The sequence below is a fragment of the Neobacillus niacini genome, from assembly GCF_030817595.1.
GTDB classification, from domain to species: domain Bacteria; phylum Bacillota; class Bacilli; order Bacillales; family Cytobacillaceae; genus Neobacillus; species Neobacillus niacini_G.
Genome location: NZ_JAUSZN010000001.1, coordinates 3,213,650 through 3,230,000, shown reverse-complemented (window position 1 = coordinate 3,230,000; position 16,351 = coordinate 3,213,650). Strand labels below are relative to the sequence as shown.

The following is a 16,351-nucleotide window of genomic DNA, read 5'->3' as shown; positions in this document are numbered from 1 at the left end:
GTGGTAAGGCAGAGGTCTGCAAAACCTTTACCACCGGTTCGAATCCGGTTGCCGCCTTTAATTCTTTACTTGAGATTTAAAAGCGCATTTTATTGTGCCGGGGTGGCGGAACTGGCAGACGCACAGGACTTAAAATCCTGCGGTAGGTGACTACCGTACCGGTTCGATTCCGGTCCTCGGCATTACTTTAACAAAATTATATAATGCCGGTGTGGCGGAATTGGCAGACGCGCACGACTCAAAATCGTGTTCCTCTGGAGTGTCGGTTCGACCCCGACCACCGGTATCTCAAAAACACTCACAAATGTTGTTTACTCAACGTTTGTGAGTGTTTTTTAATGAAAGAAAGAATACTTTTAAAAGTTTTTTACTGTTTGATATTGCATCCACTCTATTAGGGTATACATATCATCTGGGCACGAGTAGACCCGAAAAATTATGTTAGAGTATTTATAAAAAAAGGGGTTACCAAAATTTTGAATTTTGGTAACCCTCCTTATTATTTTTGCTCTTATTGGATAGAAAGCTGTAACCCCGCTGCTTCGTCCGGTTTATCTGCTATTCACTTTTACCAATGACTGTACCGCCATCTTTTGTCACAAAATATTTTATTGTTTCACCACTCCAGAAATGGAATGTTAACTCTACTTCACGTTGATCCTTGAGCTCCTTGAAGAAGCGCTCATTTCCATATGGAAAGGTTACGAGGTTATCCTGGTAATTAGGAGCAAATGCATAACCAAATTCTTTGAAAGATGTCCAGTTTTGTGGTCCAGCATTGCTTCCATCATCTACATATTTTGCTTCCATTGTCTTGAGAAGATCTCCATTATATTGCAATGGAATAGTAAAATTGCTGGTTGTCCCTGTTGAGTATTTGATAACTGGCGTTTCATAATTATAAACAGTAAAGTACCAATCAGCGCCTTTATTAAATGCTGCGGTTAATACAGATGTTTTTCCTATTTCGTTTGAAACTAATTGGGAAAGCAAGCTTGCTTTTAATGTTAAAGAGTTACCTTCTAGAATAAAGTCTTTTCCTTCAACTAAATTATTTTTCCCTAACTTGAGAGAAACCAATTTATTACCGTTTAAATTCAACGTTCTAGTTACATCGGTCATTTTTTCGCCATGTTTTAAGAAAATGAAATCTGTATCTGCAGTTGAGGACCTTCCTTTCCAACTGGCTGCCATTATGTTATACAAATGTGGGTCATTCCATTCTAACGTTTTCCTGTTAAAATGCTGCCCATTATCCCAAAGCATATGGATGATTCCTTTTTCTTCCGCATGATTAATCATATATTCGAAGAATTTAAGTTTTTCACCCTGTTGAATGGTACCTGTATTTTGATCGAATCCAAGTAGACCAAATTCACCAATTACTACAGGGATTCCTTTTGAAATAAATTTATCGTACACGCGGTTAATATTTTCAGTAATATGTTTCATGGAGTTTTCTTCAAAGGTATAATATCCACCAATATTGACACTAAATGGCCAGAAGCCATAATAATGAACCGTTGAGATAATATAAGGATCATTTGTTTTGGCAATCCAATTGTATAGGTTGTCTACATTTTCTTGTTTTTCGAAATTAGTATGGAGTGTTGGAATAACCAGTGGACGAATGTTGTTTAATCCTTTAGATTCCCTAACAATTTTATAAAAAGAATCATTAAGTTCATTTAAAAATTGCTGACCTTCAACATCCCCGCCAGACCCCCAGAACTGAGGTTCGTTCAAACTTTCAAACATTAAATCAGTAGAATAATACTTATAATGTTTGGAGAGTTGTGACCAGATTGCATTAAATTTTGCTAATGTAATATCATGATTCCAAGGTATGCCATTTGCAACCCAACTCCATGAATCATGGTGAATGTTGATCATAACCTTCAACTTTGCCTCTAACGCCCAATTTACAGCCTGGTCTACTCTGATTAGAAATTCGGGATTAATCGTATATTCTGGGGCTTCTCCTAATCTTGTATCAAATGTAATGGGTATACGAATACTATTAAAACCTTGATCCTTGATTTTAGAAATTAATTCTTTTGTAACGAGGGGATTGCCCCAGGCGGTTTCATCCAGTACTACTTTTCCAGTATCAAATCCGTCAAAAGTATTTCCTAAGTTCCATCCAGGCTGCATTTCATTCGCATACTTCATAATATCATAGGCTGGTTTTTCCTTTCTTTCCACTGTTTCCGCTGCAAAACTATTGTTAGGCAATGTTAAACCGAAAAGTAAAAGGACAGATAAAAATAGTTTACTCAAATACTTCAACCTAAACTCCCCTTTATTGATAATATTTTAGTGTAAACGTTTACATGAATATGGTATCAAACTATTAGGGCTTGTAATACGTAAAAAATTGGATATAATTTCATGGAAGAATTAGACTTTTCTGGTTTTTTTGGCTCTGAATTAAAAAAGAGACATGCATTGGAAGATTAGTTATCTCTCCATGTATGTCTAAAAGGTAAAGATATTATTTCTGCACATTGATGATGGTAGTAAATACTTTTTGATATCCATAAAAACCAAGTATGGCAATAAAAGGTCCTATGAAGAGAATAATTAGAAAGGGAAGGTGGGTAAAACTAACATATAAAATAAAAATACATATTAATACAATTCCAAAAGAGAATATAGGATTTGCAACCGTAATGATCAGTACGTTTTTTAAGCTCTGTGTAAGCTTTGATTCAGTATGAACAGTATCTGAAAAAAAGTACAAAGTATAGAGAAACAAGATGGCCAAAATAAATAAAACTATGTAATTTACAAAAGATACGTCTGATTTGATGTATAGGTAATCAACTACTCCCATTAACCATAGGAAAGACAGAATAAGTCCTCCGGAGAGGCTGCGCTTATAATTTTCTTTATAAAATGTCCAAAAGGATTTAACAATTTTAATCTCTTCCTTCATGAACCACTTTCTAACAACCCCAAACATGGCCGTAGTAGCAGGAAATAACAAGAATGGTGATAAGATTACAATTGTAAGTAATACCATAAGAACCTGACTCGTATTTTCGACAAGAACCAAAAGTACGCTTAGATAAGCTATAGGTAAAATAAATACTAACCATGTTATGTTCAATGCAGCCAAATTAGTAATCCATTCAAAGATGGGCTGCATTCTCCCGAATACATTATTCAACGACTCTCACTCCTCTTCCATTCTTCTTTTTTCAATAAACCATATAAATATAACTTTGTAAATCTATTATTTTATTGCCCTAATGACCAAAATATCCTTATCAACGATTATCTCTAAATTACAATGGATAATTTCTATAATAATTAGGGTGTTTTGGTATCGAGGAAAGATGCTAGAGTTAGGATAGCGATTACATTTAATGTTTCTATATTTGTAACCGTTTCCTACACGACATTAAATAAAATTAAATAGCGAGGATGAGAAATAGATGGAAAGAATAGCAGAAAAAAAGATATACGAATTTCCCTTTCAAAATCCCGAATTACCATTGGAAACTAGACTGAATGACCATATTTCAAGATTAACATTTGAAGAAAAGGTTAATTTGATGTGTCAATATCAACCGGCAATTGACCGACTAGGAATAAAAGCGCATAAACAGGGAACGGAAGCCGCACATGGTATGGCCTGGTTAGGGAAGGCAACTACTTTTCCTCAGACAATAGGATTAGCTTGTACGTGGAACCAGGAATTGCTGAAGGAAGTTGGGGATGTCATTAGCAGTGAAGCCAGGGCTTTTTATAAGAAAAATCCAGAAATAAATGGGTTAACATTATGGGCTCCTACTGTTGATATGGAAAGAGATCCAAGATGGGGGAGAACGGAGGAGGCATATGGTGAAGATCCGTATTTAACAGGGAAACTAACGGCCTCGCTAGTAAAAGGAATTCAGGGGGATCATCCGTTTTTCTTCAAAGCTGTTGCGACACTAAAACATTTTCTTGCAAACAACAATGAAATTGACCGTGGAAGCTGTTCGGCGAGTATTGATCCTAGGAACATGCACGAATATTATCTTAAAGCTTTTGAAGTGCCTTTTAAAGAAGGCGGTGCCTACTCCATGATGACAGCATACAATTCCATTAATGGTACACCAGCTATTCTGCATCATTATGTAAAAGAAATCGTGAAGGAAAAATGGGGAATGAACGGGTTTATAGTCAGTGACGCAGCAGATTTGTTAGGGGTTGTAAGAGAGCATGGCTATTATGATAATCATGCCCAATCTGTTGCTGAGGCGATTAAAAATGGAATTGATAGTATGACAGATGATTTTGATGAAACAACGAAGGCGATATTTGAAGCAGTGGAAAAAAATTTAATAAATGAAAATGATCTAGATTGCGCATTGAGGAATACGTTTCGGGTACGTTTTCGCTTGGGAGAATTTGACCCGGCAGAAAATAATCCATATGCTACGATCACTGAATCGATTATTTGTGACTCGAAACACGCTGAGATATCGAACCGTGCTGCTAAAGAATCTGTTGTTCTGTTAAAAAATGAAAATAACACACTACCATTAAATAAGAAAGCTCTTAATAAGGTATCAGTAATCGGACCATTAGGAGATATTGTTTATCGAGATTGGTATTCAGGAGATTTCCCTTATTCCCTTACTCCTTATGAAGGAATAAAAAGCAAGTTAGAAGGAAAACAGGTAACTTTCCATAGCGGAAATGATAAGATCATGTTAAAACATGGCCGTGATTTTGTTTCTCTAGGAGCGGAAGAAAACAGCCCGCTAATCATCACTAAGCAAGAAAAACAAGAAGCAGCGCGGTTTGAGCTTTCGGATTGGGGATGGGGAAGCTATACAGTCCGTTCATTAGATAATGGTAAGTACGTAACATCGGCTGATGATAAAAATATCGCTGCTTCTGCTGAAGAGATCTATGGATGGTTTGTAAAAGAAGTTCTACACATAATTCCAGAAAATGAGAGCAAGATTAAGCTATCATCTTGGAATAATCATGCTGTCGTATTTGGTGAAAACGGTAAATTACAGGTTTCTGAGGACAAAGGTAGTAGTAATTCTGTTTTACTTGAAAAAGAAATGATCGAACATGGTTTGGAAGAAGCGGTTAAAGCAGCAAAAGAGTCTGATGTGGCGATTGTATTTGTCGGAAATAATCCTGTGGTTAATGGCAAGGAAGAAATTGATCGACCAGATATTACCTTAGCGGAATCACAAGAACGGTTAATTAAAGAAGTATATAAAGTGAACCCTAATACCATTGTAGTTGTTGTTGGAAGCTACCCATTTTCCATAAATTGGGTTGATGACAATATTCCAGCCATTCTTTACACCTCACATGCGGGTCAAGAATTGGGGAATGCCATAAGCGATGTATTATTTGGAGACTATAATCCAGCGGGACGATTAAATATGACATGGTACCGCTCGGTCAGCCAGTTACCAAATATTTTCGACTACGACATTATTAAAGGTAAGCGTACGTATCTGTACTTCGATGGGGATGTATTATACCCATTTGGACATGGAAAATCATATTCAAATTTTGAGTATAGTAATCTTAGACTGAGCACTAGTGAAATAAATGAGAACGAAGAGGTATCCATAAGCGTAAACGTAAAAAATAGTGGCTCGATTGCCGGTGATGAGGTTGTACAACTATACTTCCGTGCACTAGAATCTCGCTACCAAAGGCCGCTTAAACAACTAATTGGTTTTAAAAGAGTTTCTATCAAAGCTGGAGATTCACAAGAAGTACAATTTACCATTAGAGCCGGTGATCTAGCGGTTTGGGATGTTACAAGGGATAAATATTGTGTGGAAACAGGCGTATATCAGTTATTAGTTGGAAAATCATCCTCTGAAATACAGATGCATGAACGACTAAAGGTAAATGGAGAAACCATACCTTTACGAAATCTTTACGTGAATACCAGAGCAGAAAACTATGATGATTATTATGGGACTGTCATAAATGAGTGTAAGGAAGGCGGCCATTCCGTCCAAATGAAAACAGGATCTTGGATTATGTTTTCCGATGTAGATGCTAGCAGAGGCTTACAATCGATTGAAGTTCGTGCAGCCAATCAATCTGAAAAAGCCGAGATTGATATATATATAGGGCAGCCTGGGGGAGAAAAGATTGGCCAGCTAGTGGTTAATAACACAGGTGGCAGTCAAAGCTGGCATACCATAACAGGTGCAGTTACATTACCTGAAAATGAGGTAAATACCAAGATTTATTTTGTAAGTAACGGTGAGCTATTGATCAGTTATTTCCGTTTCATTGCTTAGTTGTATGGAGACTAGGGCTATAAAGGTGAAAAGGTCAGGCAGGCAGTCAATGCCTACTGACCTTTTCAGATTAGAGGTGAAATATTGGAAAACGCCAAAAGAAATGATTTGAAATTATGGTATACATCTCCTGCCTCAAAGTGGGAGGAAGCAGTGCCTATCGGAAATGGAAGAGTAGGAGCCATGGTCTTCGGAGGTGCAAAGTACGAAAGACTTCAAATGAATGAAGATACACTGTGGTCGGGTGAACCAGGAGCAAAGATAAATAAAAATGCCATTCATACGTTAGAGAAGGCAAGAGAGCTTATTTTTAAAGGTGAGTATTCTGAGGCTGAACAATTAATAGAAAAAAATATGGTTGGAGAAGATTGTGAAGCGTACCAGCCTCTAGGTGATTTGACGATTGAACATATATGTGAAGGGGCTGTAACAAGCTTTCGGCGTGAATTAGACTTACAAACGGCTGTTGCCTTGACTGAATATCAGATAAAGGATTGTAAGTATCGTAGAGAAACGTTTGTAAGTTACCCTGATCAGGTTCTTGCGATAAGGGTAAAAGCTGTAGGTCCAAACAGTCCTGCTATAAAACTGAGAGTTCATCTAGACTCATTACACCCGCATGTAATAAAAAAAACCAATAACAAGTTGCTTATATTGAATGGAAAAAGCCCTATTTCCGTGAAAAAGCCTGGGGAGATTTTATACGATGAACATCGAGGCTTGAGCTTTCAATTTCATCTGCTAGCTTCGAAAGATAATGGGAACAAATCTGTGTCAGATGGAACAATTGATGCTACAGGTGAGAATGAAGTTATTTTACTGCTAACTGCTAAAACAAATTTTACAACCTTTAATGAAATGCCCAACCCAGATTTAAGAATTGTTGAAAATCAATGTCAGACGATATTAACCACAGCAGCAGAAAGAGGTTTTGATGAATTAAAGCAACGTCATATTGAGGATCATCAAGCTTTATTTAATCGTGTTTCCCTATTTCTGGGCGGCGAGGAAGAATATGAAGAACTGCCTACAAACGAAAGACTAGAACGTTATAAAAGCAACCGGAATGATATTTCACTTGAGGCATTGTATTTCCAGTACGGACGTTATTTGTTGATTGCTTGTTCTAGACCCGGGACTCAGCCAGCAAACCTGCAAGGAATATGGAACCCGTATATCCAACCACCGTGGAATAGTGATTATACGACCAATATAAATACAGAAATGAACTATTGGCCAGCTGAGGTTTGCAATTTAACAGAATGTCATGAGCCTCTTTTTACTATGATCGAGGATTTATGTCTAACAGGAGAAATAACAGCGAGAGAATTATATGGAGCAAGGGGCTTTGCTGTACACCATAATGTTGATTTATGGCGGAAGTCTACTCCTACAACAGGCCAGGCCTCATGGGCCTTTTGGCCAATGGCAGGGGCTTGGCTGGCAAGTCATTTATGGGAACATTTTTTATTCACAAGAGATGAGGGATTCCTAAAGGAAAAAGCCTATCCATTGATGAAAAACGCTGCACAGTTTTGCTTAGATTGGTTAATTGAAGGACCAAACGGGTACTTAGTTACAAATCCTTCAACATCACCGGAAAATAAATTTCTTTCCCATAATGGTAAGCCAACAGCTGTTTCCTATGCCTCAACAATGGACGTAACTTTGATCAGAGAGTTATTTTTAAATTGTCTAAATGCAGGTCAACGATTAAGCATTCAAGATGATTTCTGCAAGGAACTCTCTCATGTATTAGAACGGTTGGTGCCATTCAGGATTAATCGTGAAGGACGTTTGCAGGAATGGGTGGAGGATTTCACTGAGTACGAACCTGGTCATAGACATGTATCCCATTTATATGGGCTATACCCAGGCAGCCAAATTAATCATATAGAGACCCCAAATTTAGTTGAGGCTGCACAAAAATCCTTAACATACCGCTTAGAGAACGGGGGCGGGCATACTGGCTGGAGTTGTGCTTGGCTAATAAATCTATTTGCACGTCTTTACGACGCCAGAAATGCACATTTATTTGTACAGACATTATTAGCACGTTCCACACATCCGAACCTTTTCGATGATCATCCTCCCTTCCAAATTGACGGCAACTTTGGCGGGACAGCGGGAATCGCAGAAATGTTAGTCCAAAGCCATCTGGGAGAAATTGAACTTTTACCCGCATTACCGGATGTATGGAGGAGTGGCCAAGTCAGCGGCTTAAGAACACGAGGTGGTTTTGAGGTAAATATGGAGTGGGCTGAAGGCAAACTAAAAATAGCAGAAATAATATCAAGTAGTCAAAACCAGCTAAAAGTTTCATACAATGGAAAGCGAATAAGGATGGAAAAAGAAGACGGTACAGTTATAACAGCTAATGTGCTGGCAGTAGAGAAAAATGAAAAAATTAAAGTTATAGCAGTGGAGTAATCAGTAGGTCTTGTAAAGACTACACATAAGGAGTGAAAGTTATGATTAGTACAAAAATCTCAAAAATGATTTATGGTGGAGACTACAACCCAGAACAGTATGACCGAGACACCATGTATGAAGATATAAGGATGTTTAAAAAGGCTAAAATTGATTTTGTTCGAGTAAATATATTTTCGTGGGCAACCTCTCAGAAGGACGAGGTTTCCTATGACTTTACCTGGTTAGATGAAGTGATTGAGACTTTATATGGCAATGGAATCCAAGTTGGGATTGGAACAGGAACAGCAGCCCATCCGGCCTGGATGGCAAAGAAGTACCCTGATATCCTTAGGACTGAATTTGATGGGAAGAAAAGAAAGTTTGGCGGCAGACATAATTCATGTCCAAACAGTCTTACCTACCGAAAATATGCATCTCTGTTTGTTGAAAAACTAGTTGACCGCTATAAAAATCATCCGGCTGTACTGCTTTGGAATATATCGAATGAATGGGGCGGTGCCTGCTATTGCGAAAATTGTGAGAAGGAATTTCGTGTTTGGCTAAAAAAGAGATACCAATCATTAGATAACGTTAATAGAGCGTGGAATACAAAATTTTGGGGACATACGTTTTACGATTGGGATGAAATTGTAACACCGAATCTTTTAAGTGAGCACTTCGGAGAAAGGCAAACGATGTTTCAAGGGATATCATTAGATTATGCCCGGTTTAATTCTGATAGTATGCTAGAATGCCATAAAATGGAGTATAAATTGATTAAAAAAGAAATACCGGAAACGATTGTTACTACCAATATTATGGGTGCTTATAAACCATTAGATTATCAGAAATGGGCCCCTTATATGGATGTAATCGCTTGGGACAATTATCCATCTATGGATACACCCGTAAGTTATACAGCTATGATGCATGATTTAATGCGAGGGTTAAAGAATGGCGAACCCTTTATGTTAATGGAACAAACTCCAAGTCAACAAAATTGGCAGCCATACAACTCTTTAAAGCGTCCAGGTGTAATGCGCTTATGGAGCTATCAGGCAGTTGCGCATGGGTCCGATACCGTGTTATTTTTCCAAATGAGACGTTCAAGAGGGGCATGTGAAAAATTTCATGGCGCTGTGATTGAACATGTTGGCCATGAAAATACGAGAGTTTTCCGTGAAGTAGCAGAACTCGGGGAAGAACTTGTTCTATTAAAAGATAGGTTACTAGATTCGAGGGTTAACGCTAAAGCAGCGATTGTGTTTGACTGGGATAATTGGTGGGGTGTTGAATATTCAAGTGGTCCGTCCATTGCATTGAGATATGTAGATGAAGTTCATAAATACTACAAAGCATTGTTTGATATGAATATTCAAGTGGATATCGTAAGTGTAGAGGCAGATTTAACTCAATACGAAGTTGTCATCGCCCCCGTTTTGTATATGGTAAAACCGGGATATGCAAAAAAGATAGAGGGATTTGTAGAAAATGGCGGGACATTTTTAACAACTTTCTTTAGTGGAATCGTAGATGAAAGTGATCTTGTTATACTCGGAGGTTACCCGGGTGAATTACGAAATGTATTAGGAATTTGGTCAGAAGAAGTTGACGCACTTGCTCCAGAACATAGTAATAAGATTGTGATCGAGAAGGAATATGGCAATTTAAAGGGGACGTACACCTGCAATCTGTTATTTGACCTTATTCATTCTGAAGGTGCGGATGTAATAGCAAGGTATGGGGAAGATTTCTACCAGGGCAGACCAGTAGTAACGAAGAATAAGTTTGGCAAAGGCCAAGCGTGGTATATTGCCTCAAGCCCTGATCAACCATTTTTAGCTGATTTAATCAATCAAATTGCCGAAGAAAAAGGTATAAAAAACAAAATTCCAGCAAATAAACATGGAATAGAAATAACAAAACGAACAAAGGGAGATAAAACCTTTATTTTTGTATTAAATCATAATAATGATTCCCTAAGTGTTGAACTGCCTGGTATAAGAGGTGTTAATCTATTAACCCAAAGTGAAGTAGTGGAAGCTATTGAATTAGCTTCATTTGATGTAGCTATTATTGAACAAGGGTAAAGGGAGCAAACGGAGGGGCTATAACGATAAATAGCCTCTTTGTTTATAGGAGTTTTTTTTATCCCATTAATAATTGCTAATCTTGTAAACTACTATAGAATAATAAATATACATGTTAGGTTAATGATTAAAGCGCTTACGCGTAATTGTTTTGGTGGTGCAATTTTAATGAGAAAAATTAAAAACTATTTTAATAATATGAAGCTCCACTCTAAGTTAGTATTTTGTTTTATCATAGCTGTGTTCATTCCTCTGCTTACTGTTGGTTCCTTTTTAACACATGAATTAAGATCGAATGCTCTCACTGAGACAAAAGAACAAGTGTCATCTGATTTAGAAAGGGTTAAAAAGCGAACGGCCGAGACATTGGAAAAGGCGATTTATGTATCGAATAACTTAACCTTAGATACGGAGCTAAAGGAAATAGTTAATACACAATACAGTACCATTCATGAGGTCGTTTCAGCCTATAATAATTATCATAAATTCGAAGAATATCTTAAAACTTATCAAGAAATTTCTAATATACGAGTTTATACAAAGAATGAAACGATGTTAAATAACTGGAGGTTTATGCCTGAAAACACTATTCATAGTGACTTTTGGTATCGTTCAGCTAAAGAAGCTCATGGATTGATAGGATGGTATTATATCCCAGATGAGACAAAAAAGAATCGAAAATTTTTAAGTTTAGTACGTAATATAAATTATCACGATTATAAAACAAATGCTGTTCTTGTAATAAATGTTAACAATAATCATCTGTCGGATATGCTCAGCCAAGAACGAACGCCAGTTATGATACTAGATGATAATAATTATATTGTCGTTTCTAATCGCAAAAAATTTATCGGAAAAAAGATTGATGAAGTGGTTAAGATTGACATCCCACCTAGTGAATGGTCTGGTACATTTACTGGAGAGGTTGATGGAGAAGAATCAGAAGTTCTTGTTGATATTTTATTACCTGAGATTAGTTCTAACAAGGTAAGGTTCGTTTCGGTCATACCTAAGAAGATTATTATGGCGGATGCAAACAAATTTCTACTGTTGGGCTTGGTTGTAATCATATTCAGTTTAGTTATTGCTGTTATGTTAATCTACTTCTTCTCAAAACTTTTAGCAAACCGGTTCCTTAAACTTGGTGAACAAATAGATACAGTCTCTGAAGGAAATTTGACCGTCGATATCCATGTGGATGGGGAAGATGAGATAGGCTTATTATCAAATCAAGTAAATCATATGGTTCGAAATATTAAAGAGCTAATAGACGAGGTGGAGAAAGCCCATATCAAAAACAACATCTTAGAGAAGCGTCAACAGGAAATTAAATTAAAAATGATGGCAAGTCAAATAAATCCTCACTTCCTTTTCAATGCCCTAGAATCAATCAGAATGAAAGCTCATATGAAAGGTGAAAAGGAAATAGCAGGAGTGGTCAAGCTGCTCGGAAAACTAATGAGAAAAAGCATTTCTGTTACAGGAGAAATGGTAACGTTACAAAGTGAAATGGAATTAGTCAAGTGTTACCTTGACATTCAAAAGTTTCGTTATGATGATCGTTTATCGTATTCATTAACTATTGATCCTTTAACAGAAAATATTTCAATACATCCTCTTATCATCCAGCCTCTCGTAGAGAATGCAGTCCTTCATGGTTTAGAAGACCAAGCACACGGGGGAAAAGTAGAAATTACAACAAAGATGATGGAAGAGGAATTACATGTAATCGTTTTTGATAATGGCAAAGGTATCAGTGAAGATAAATTGGTATCCATTAACAAGGTACTAGAAAAAACAGAAGATAATAGAGGCAATAGAATTGGATTAGTTAATGTGCATCAAAGGCTTACACTTACATTTGGAGAGAGAAGCGGTCTTTCCATTAAGAGCAATCCTAATAGTGGGACAAAGGTTTCATTTGTCATACCAGTAAGGGGGAATAATCATGTATAACGTGTTAATAGTTGATGACGAACCGATGATCCGTGAAGGTATGAAAACACTTATTTCGTGGGATGATTTTGGTTACCAAGTAATCGATACAGCAAAAGATGGTAAAGAGGCTTTAGAGAAATATAGGGCAAATGAAATAAATTTAATCATCGTCGATATACGTATGCCAAGGATGAGCGGTATTGAACTAATCGAAACAATCAGAAAAGAGGATGATAAGGTACAGTTTATTATTTTGAGTGGATATGCCGATTTTGAATATGCCCAAAAGGCTATACGAGAAAATGTAGCTGGTTATTTATTAAAACCTGTCGAGGAAGAGGATTTGATTGGTTTTATTCAACGAATTAAGCTGAATTTAGACAAGGATCAATCAGGTAATCAGGTAAGGACTGCCAGTTTACAGGAAATCAGACACACTGTAGTACAGACGATTATTGATCAAAGTGAAAAGGTGCCTATCGAGGAAGTATATGGGGATATTTCAGAACTTGGATTGGATGGTAGGTTTTACCAGTTAGTGATGATTCGGCTGCTTCATAATACAAACTTAGAACTTGAGGATTTTAGGCAGCTTTTAGCACAAGACCTTGAAGGGAATTGGGGTTATTTATTTATTAAAGATCGTTATCTTTGTATCTTACTAAAAAACATAAGACCAAGCCTAAAATCTTATAACGAACTGTATGATAAAGTGAAAAGCTATCTTAAAAACTCGTCAATTGTTATGTGCTTAAGCGAAGTATTTAATGAGATTAGCAGTTTAGGTAAAGAGTATAAGAGTACAAAGATTAGACTTGATTTTCAATTCTTTTATAAGGAGACTAAATTTCTAAGAACAGACTCAGAACTTGTTTTCCAACCTAAAGAGGCATACATACAGGATGTGCCGTTAAATGAATTCCCAGTGCATTCCTTTGCGGAAAAATTATATTTTGCCCTTGATGCGTTAAATGAAAATGCAATGAAAGATGAAATTATCAATGCTGCTCAAACGATGATCAATAACAATCATACGGAAGAGAAAATAAAAATTAATTATATACGCTTATTATCTCTAGTTTTTAGCAAATGTTCAGTAAATAAGCCAGAGCTTGGCGAGACATTATCCGATGTAACGGCAGAACTACACAAAATAAATAGTAAAACTTCTATCAATTCACTACTAGAGTTTATTTATAGTTTATTCAATAAAGTGATTACTAGTCTAAATGTTGGGAATTATGAAGACCAACTAAAAAAACTTGTAGATTTCATTCATCGTAACTATCATGAGAATCTAAAGCTTGAAAATCTAGCTAAGATATTCGATTACAACAGTGCTTACTTAGGTAAGATTTTTAAAAACCATACCGGGGAATATTTTAATACGTATCTAGATAAGGTTAGAATGGAAAATGCAAAAAAATTATTATCCGGTGGTATGAAGGTTTATCAAGTAGCTGAAAAGGTTGGCTACTCTAATGTAGATTATTTCCATAATAAATTTAAAAAATATATTGGAATGTCTCCTAGTAACTTTAGAAAGGAGAAGCTGTAACGTACACGATTCATTCGGTGTACGTTCTTTTATTTTTACCTGTCCTTTGACCTCCGTATATCAAAATTTTATATGATTTTTGTTTCAATTTGTTAGGTATTATGTCCATTTTGAATGCGTTATCATTAGTATATAAGTAAGGAGGAGGTCTAATGTGTGAGAGCGGTTACTAGCAAAGAGAAATCAATTACTATTATTCAAAAACCCCCAAAAAAGAGCTTCTGGAAAACATTGGTGCAACAAAAATATTTATATTTGATGTCTGTCCCTTTTGTTCTTTTAGTTATTGTTTTTAATTATTTTCCTTTATGGGGATGGACAATGGCATTTCAAAATTATAAGCCAGCTCTTTCTCTTTTCCAGCAAGAATGGGTTGGGTTCGAACATTTTATAGAACTGTTTTCAGACGAACGGTTTTATCGGGCACTAAGAAATACACTTGGTATGAGTGTTCTTGGATTAACGGTAGGTTTTGTAATGCCGATTATTTTTGCAGTCCTGTTAAATGAAGTACGGATATCCATATTTAAACGAACAGTCCAGACCATTACTTATTTGCCACACTTCGTATCTTGGGTGGTTGTTGCTGGCATAGTGACAAAAATGCTCTCTACTGATGGTGGGGTTATTAATGAAATGTTAGTAAGCTTAGGTATTCTTGATAAACCTACCCAATTTATGGCAGAAGGTACGTATTTTTGGGGAATTGTTGTAGCTTCTGATATTTGGAAAGAGATGGGATGGAATGCAATCATTTTCCTTGCTGCAATCTCAGGGATTGACTCTCAGCTATATGAGGCAGCAAAGGTAGATGGTGCAGGCCGGTTAAGGCAAATTTGGCATGTAACGCTGCCAGGTATAAGGCCAACGGTACTCGTTTTATTAATTTTAAATATCGGCCATTTAACCAGCATTGGGTTTGAGAAACAAATGCTGTTAGGAAATAACTTAGTCGTTGATTATGCAGAAGTACTAGATTTGTATGCATTGAATTATGGAATCGGGTTAGGTCGATTCTCATATGGGACTGCAATCGGCATATTTAACTCTGTAATCAGTATTATTCTATTATTTGTGGCCAATGGAATTTTCAAGAAATACTCAAACTCCAGTGTGATGTAAGGAGGAACAAAATTGAGAAGACATAATACACTTAACAAAACAGTAATGAAAGATCGTTTGTTTGATAGTTTTATATATATATATTTACTCTTTATTTCGGTAGTAACCTTATATCCTTTTTTAAACGTATTAGCCATTTCCTTAAATGAGTCAATAGATACTGTTCGAGGCGGCATTTATATATGGCCAAGATCGTTTACATTAGACAATTATAAAGAAATATTCCAATACGATAACTTGATTACAGGATTTATTAACTCAGCTTCTCGTACCATTATTGGGACAATCCTAGGAGTCCTTTCTTCTGCTATGGTTGCATACACACTAAGCCGTGCAGACTTTCAAGGCAGGAAATGGTTCTCAACCATAATTGTACTAACGATGTATTTCTCAGGCGGGCTGATTCCGGGTTACATGTTAATTAGGGATTTAGGATTAATAAATAGTTATTGGGTTTACATTATCCCGGGTATTGTAAATGCATTTAATATTATCATTGTTCGGTCGTTTATGGATGGACTTCCATATGCTTTGCAGGAATCAGCAAAGATTGATGGGGCAAATGACTTTACAATCTTCTGGAAAATTATTATGCCATTGTGTAAGCCTGTTTTGGCAACGGTTGCATTATTCGTTGCTGTTGGGCATTGGAACTCCTGGTTTGATACTTATTTATACAATAGCATGAATGAAAATTTAACTACCTTGCAATATGAATTAATGAAAATCTTACAAAATACGTCCATGGGAAGTACGGATCCTAATTCGATGAAAGGGATGACTGCGGATCAATTAAAAACATTTGTTTCTCCTGAATCAATAAAAATGGCCATTTCCATTGTTACGATTGTTCCTATCTTAGTCATCTATCCTTTTGTTCAAAAGTATTTTGTTCAAGGAATGACGATTGGTGCAGTAAAAAGTTAGAGTGACGTTAAGGATTACTT

The 16,351-nt window shown here is 36.4% G+C and carries 9 protein-coding genes and 3 tRNA genes (1 of these 12 only partly in view); 10 read left to right on the top strand and 2 right to left on the bottom strand.

Translation table 11 applies throughout. The features are described from left to right. The 3 genes from QFZ31_RS15375 to QFZ31_RS15365 form a co-directional block, all read left to right on the top strand. Positions 1 to 57, top strand: a tRNA-Cys gene (locus tag QFZ31_RS15375); it begins 14 nt to the left of the window's first position. Positions 58 to 96: 39 nt separating this feature from the next. Then, positions 97 to 182 (top strand) — tRNA-Leu (locus QFZ31_RS15370). 23 nt (positions 183 to 205) lie between these two features. After that, positions 206 to 286: transfer RNA gene (locus tag QFZ31_RS15365), tRNA-Leu, on the top strand. A 272-nt stretch (positions 287 to 558) separates the two neighbouring features. Here QFZ31_RS15365 and QFZ31_RS15360 read toward each other — a convergent pair. Both QFZ31_RS15360 and QFZ31_RS15355 read right to left on the bottom strand, forming a co-directional pair. Then, positions 559 to 2,289 carry a cellulase family glycosylhydrolase gene (locus tag QFZ31_RS15360; protein WP_307304109.1) on the bottom strand — a complete coding sequence of 577 codons (1,731 nt, stop codon included), beginning with the start codon at positions 2,287 to 2,289 and terminating at the stop codon, positions 559 to 561. A 205-nt stretch (positions 2,290 to 2,494) separates the two neighbouring features. Beyond that, positions 2,495 to 3,172: a YesL family protein gene (locus QFZ31_RS15355; protein ID WP_307304105.1), complete on the bottom strand. Its 678-nt coding sequence runs from the start codon at positions 3,170 to 3,172 to the stop codon at positions 2,495 to 2,497. 268 nt (positions 3,173 to 3,440) lie between these two features. Between QFZ31_RS15355 and QFZ31_RS15350 the strand changes: the two genes are divergently transcribed. The 7 genes from QFZ31_RS15350 (at position 3,441) to QFZ31_RS15320 (ending at position 16,331) form a co-directional block, all read left to right on the top strand. After that, positions 3,441 to 6,284 carry a glycoside hydrolase family 3 protein gene (locus tag QFZ31_RS15350; protein WP_307304103.1) on the top strand — a complete coding sequence of 948 codons (2,844 nt, stop codon included), beginning with the start codon at positions 3,441 to 3,443 and terminating at the stop codon, positions 6,282 to 6,284. Positions 6,285 to 6,368: 84 nt separating this feature from the next. After that, positions 6,369 to 8,714, top strand: coding sequence for a glycoside hydrolase family 95 protein (locus QFZ31_RS15345; protein ID WP_307304102.1), 2,346 nt, complete (start codon positions 6,369 to 6,371; stop codon positions 8,712 to 8,714). 41 nt (positions 8,715 to 8,755) lie between these two features. After that, positions 8,756 to 10,786 (top strand): beta-galactosidase, encoded by a 2,031-nt coding sequence (locus tag QFZ31_RS15340; protein WP_307304099.1) that lies wholly within the window; start codon positions 8,756 to 8,758, stop codon positions 10,784 to 10,786. A gap of 168 nt (positions 10,787 to 10,954) precedes the next feature. Then, on the top strand, positions 10,955 to 12,742 hold the full coding sequence (locus QFZ31_RS15335) for a sensor histidine kinase (protein ID WP_307304098.1): 1,788 nt from the start codon (positions 10,955 to 10,957) through the stop codon (positions 12,740 to 12,742). After that, positions 12,735 to 14,282 (top strand): response regulator transcription factor, encoded by a 1,548-nt coding sequence (locus QFZ31_RS15330; protein ID WP_307304096.1) that lies wholly within the window; start codon positions 12,735 to 12,737, stop codon positions 14,280 to 14,282. Before QFZ31_RS15335 ends, QFZ31_RS15330 begins: the two co-directional genes overlap by 8 nt. A 156-nt stretch (positions 14,283 to 14,438) precedes the next feature. Further along, entirely contained in the window at positions 14,439 to 15,404 is a 966-nt protein-coding gene (locus QFZ31_RS15325) for an ABC transporter permease (RefSeq protein WP_307304094.1), read from the top strand. Positions 15,405 to 15,449: 45 nt separating this feature from the next. Then, positions 15,450 to 16,331: a carbohydrate ABC transporter permease gene (locus tag QFZ31_RS15320; protein WP_307311589.1), complete on the top strand. Its 882-nt coding sequence runs from the start codon at positions 15,450 to 15,452 to the stop codon at positions 16,329 to 16,331. Positions 16,332 to 16,351: the final 20 nt, after the last annotated feature.

Bases quoted from the DNA above. Each gene is read 5' to 3' on its own strand.
- QFZ31_RS15350 (WP_307304103.1), top strand. From the start codon at position 3,441: ATGGAAAGAATAGCAGAAAAAAAGATATACGAATTTCCCTTTCAAAAT.
- QFZ31_RS15330 (WP_307304096.1), top strand. From the start codon at position 12,735: ATGTATAACGTGTTAATAGTTGATGACGAACCGATGATCCGTGAAGGT.
- QFZ31_RS15320 (WP_307311589.1), top strand. From the start codon at position 15,450: ATGAAAGATCGTTTGTTTGATAGTTTTATATATATATATTTACTCTTT.
- QFZ31_RS15340 (WP_307304099.1), top strand. From the start codon at position 8,756: ATGATTAGTACAAAAATCTCAAAAATGATTTATGGTGGAGACTACAAC.
- QFZ31_RS15335 (WP_307304098.1), top strand. From the start codon at position 10,955: ATGAGAAAAATTAAAAACTATTTTAATAATATGAAGCTCCACTCTAAG.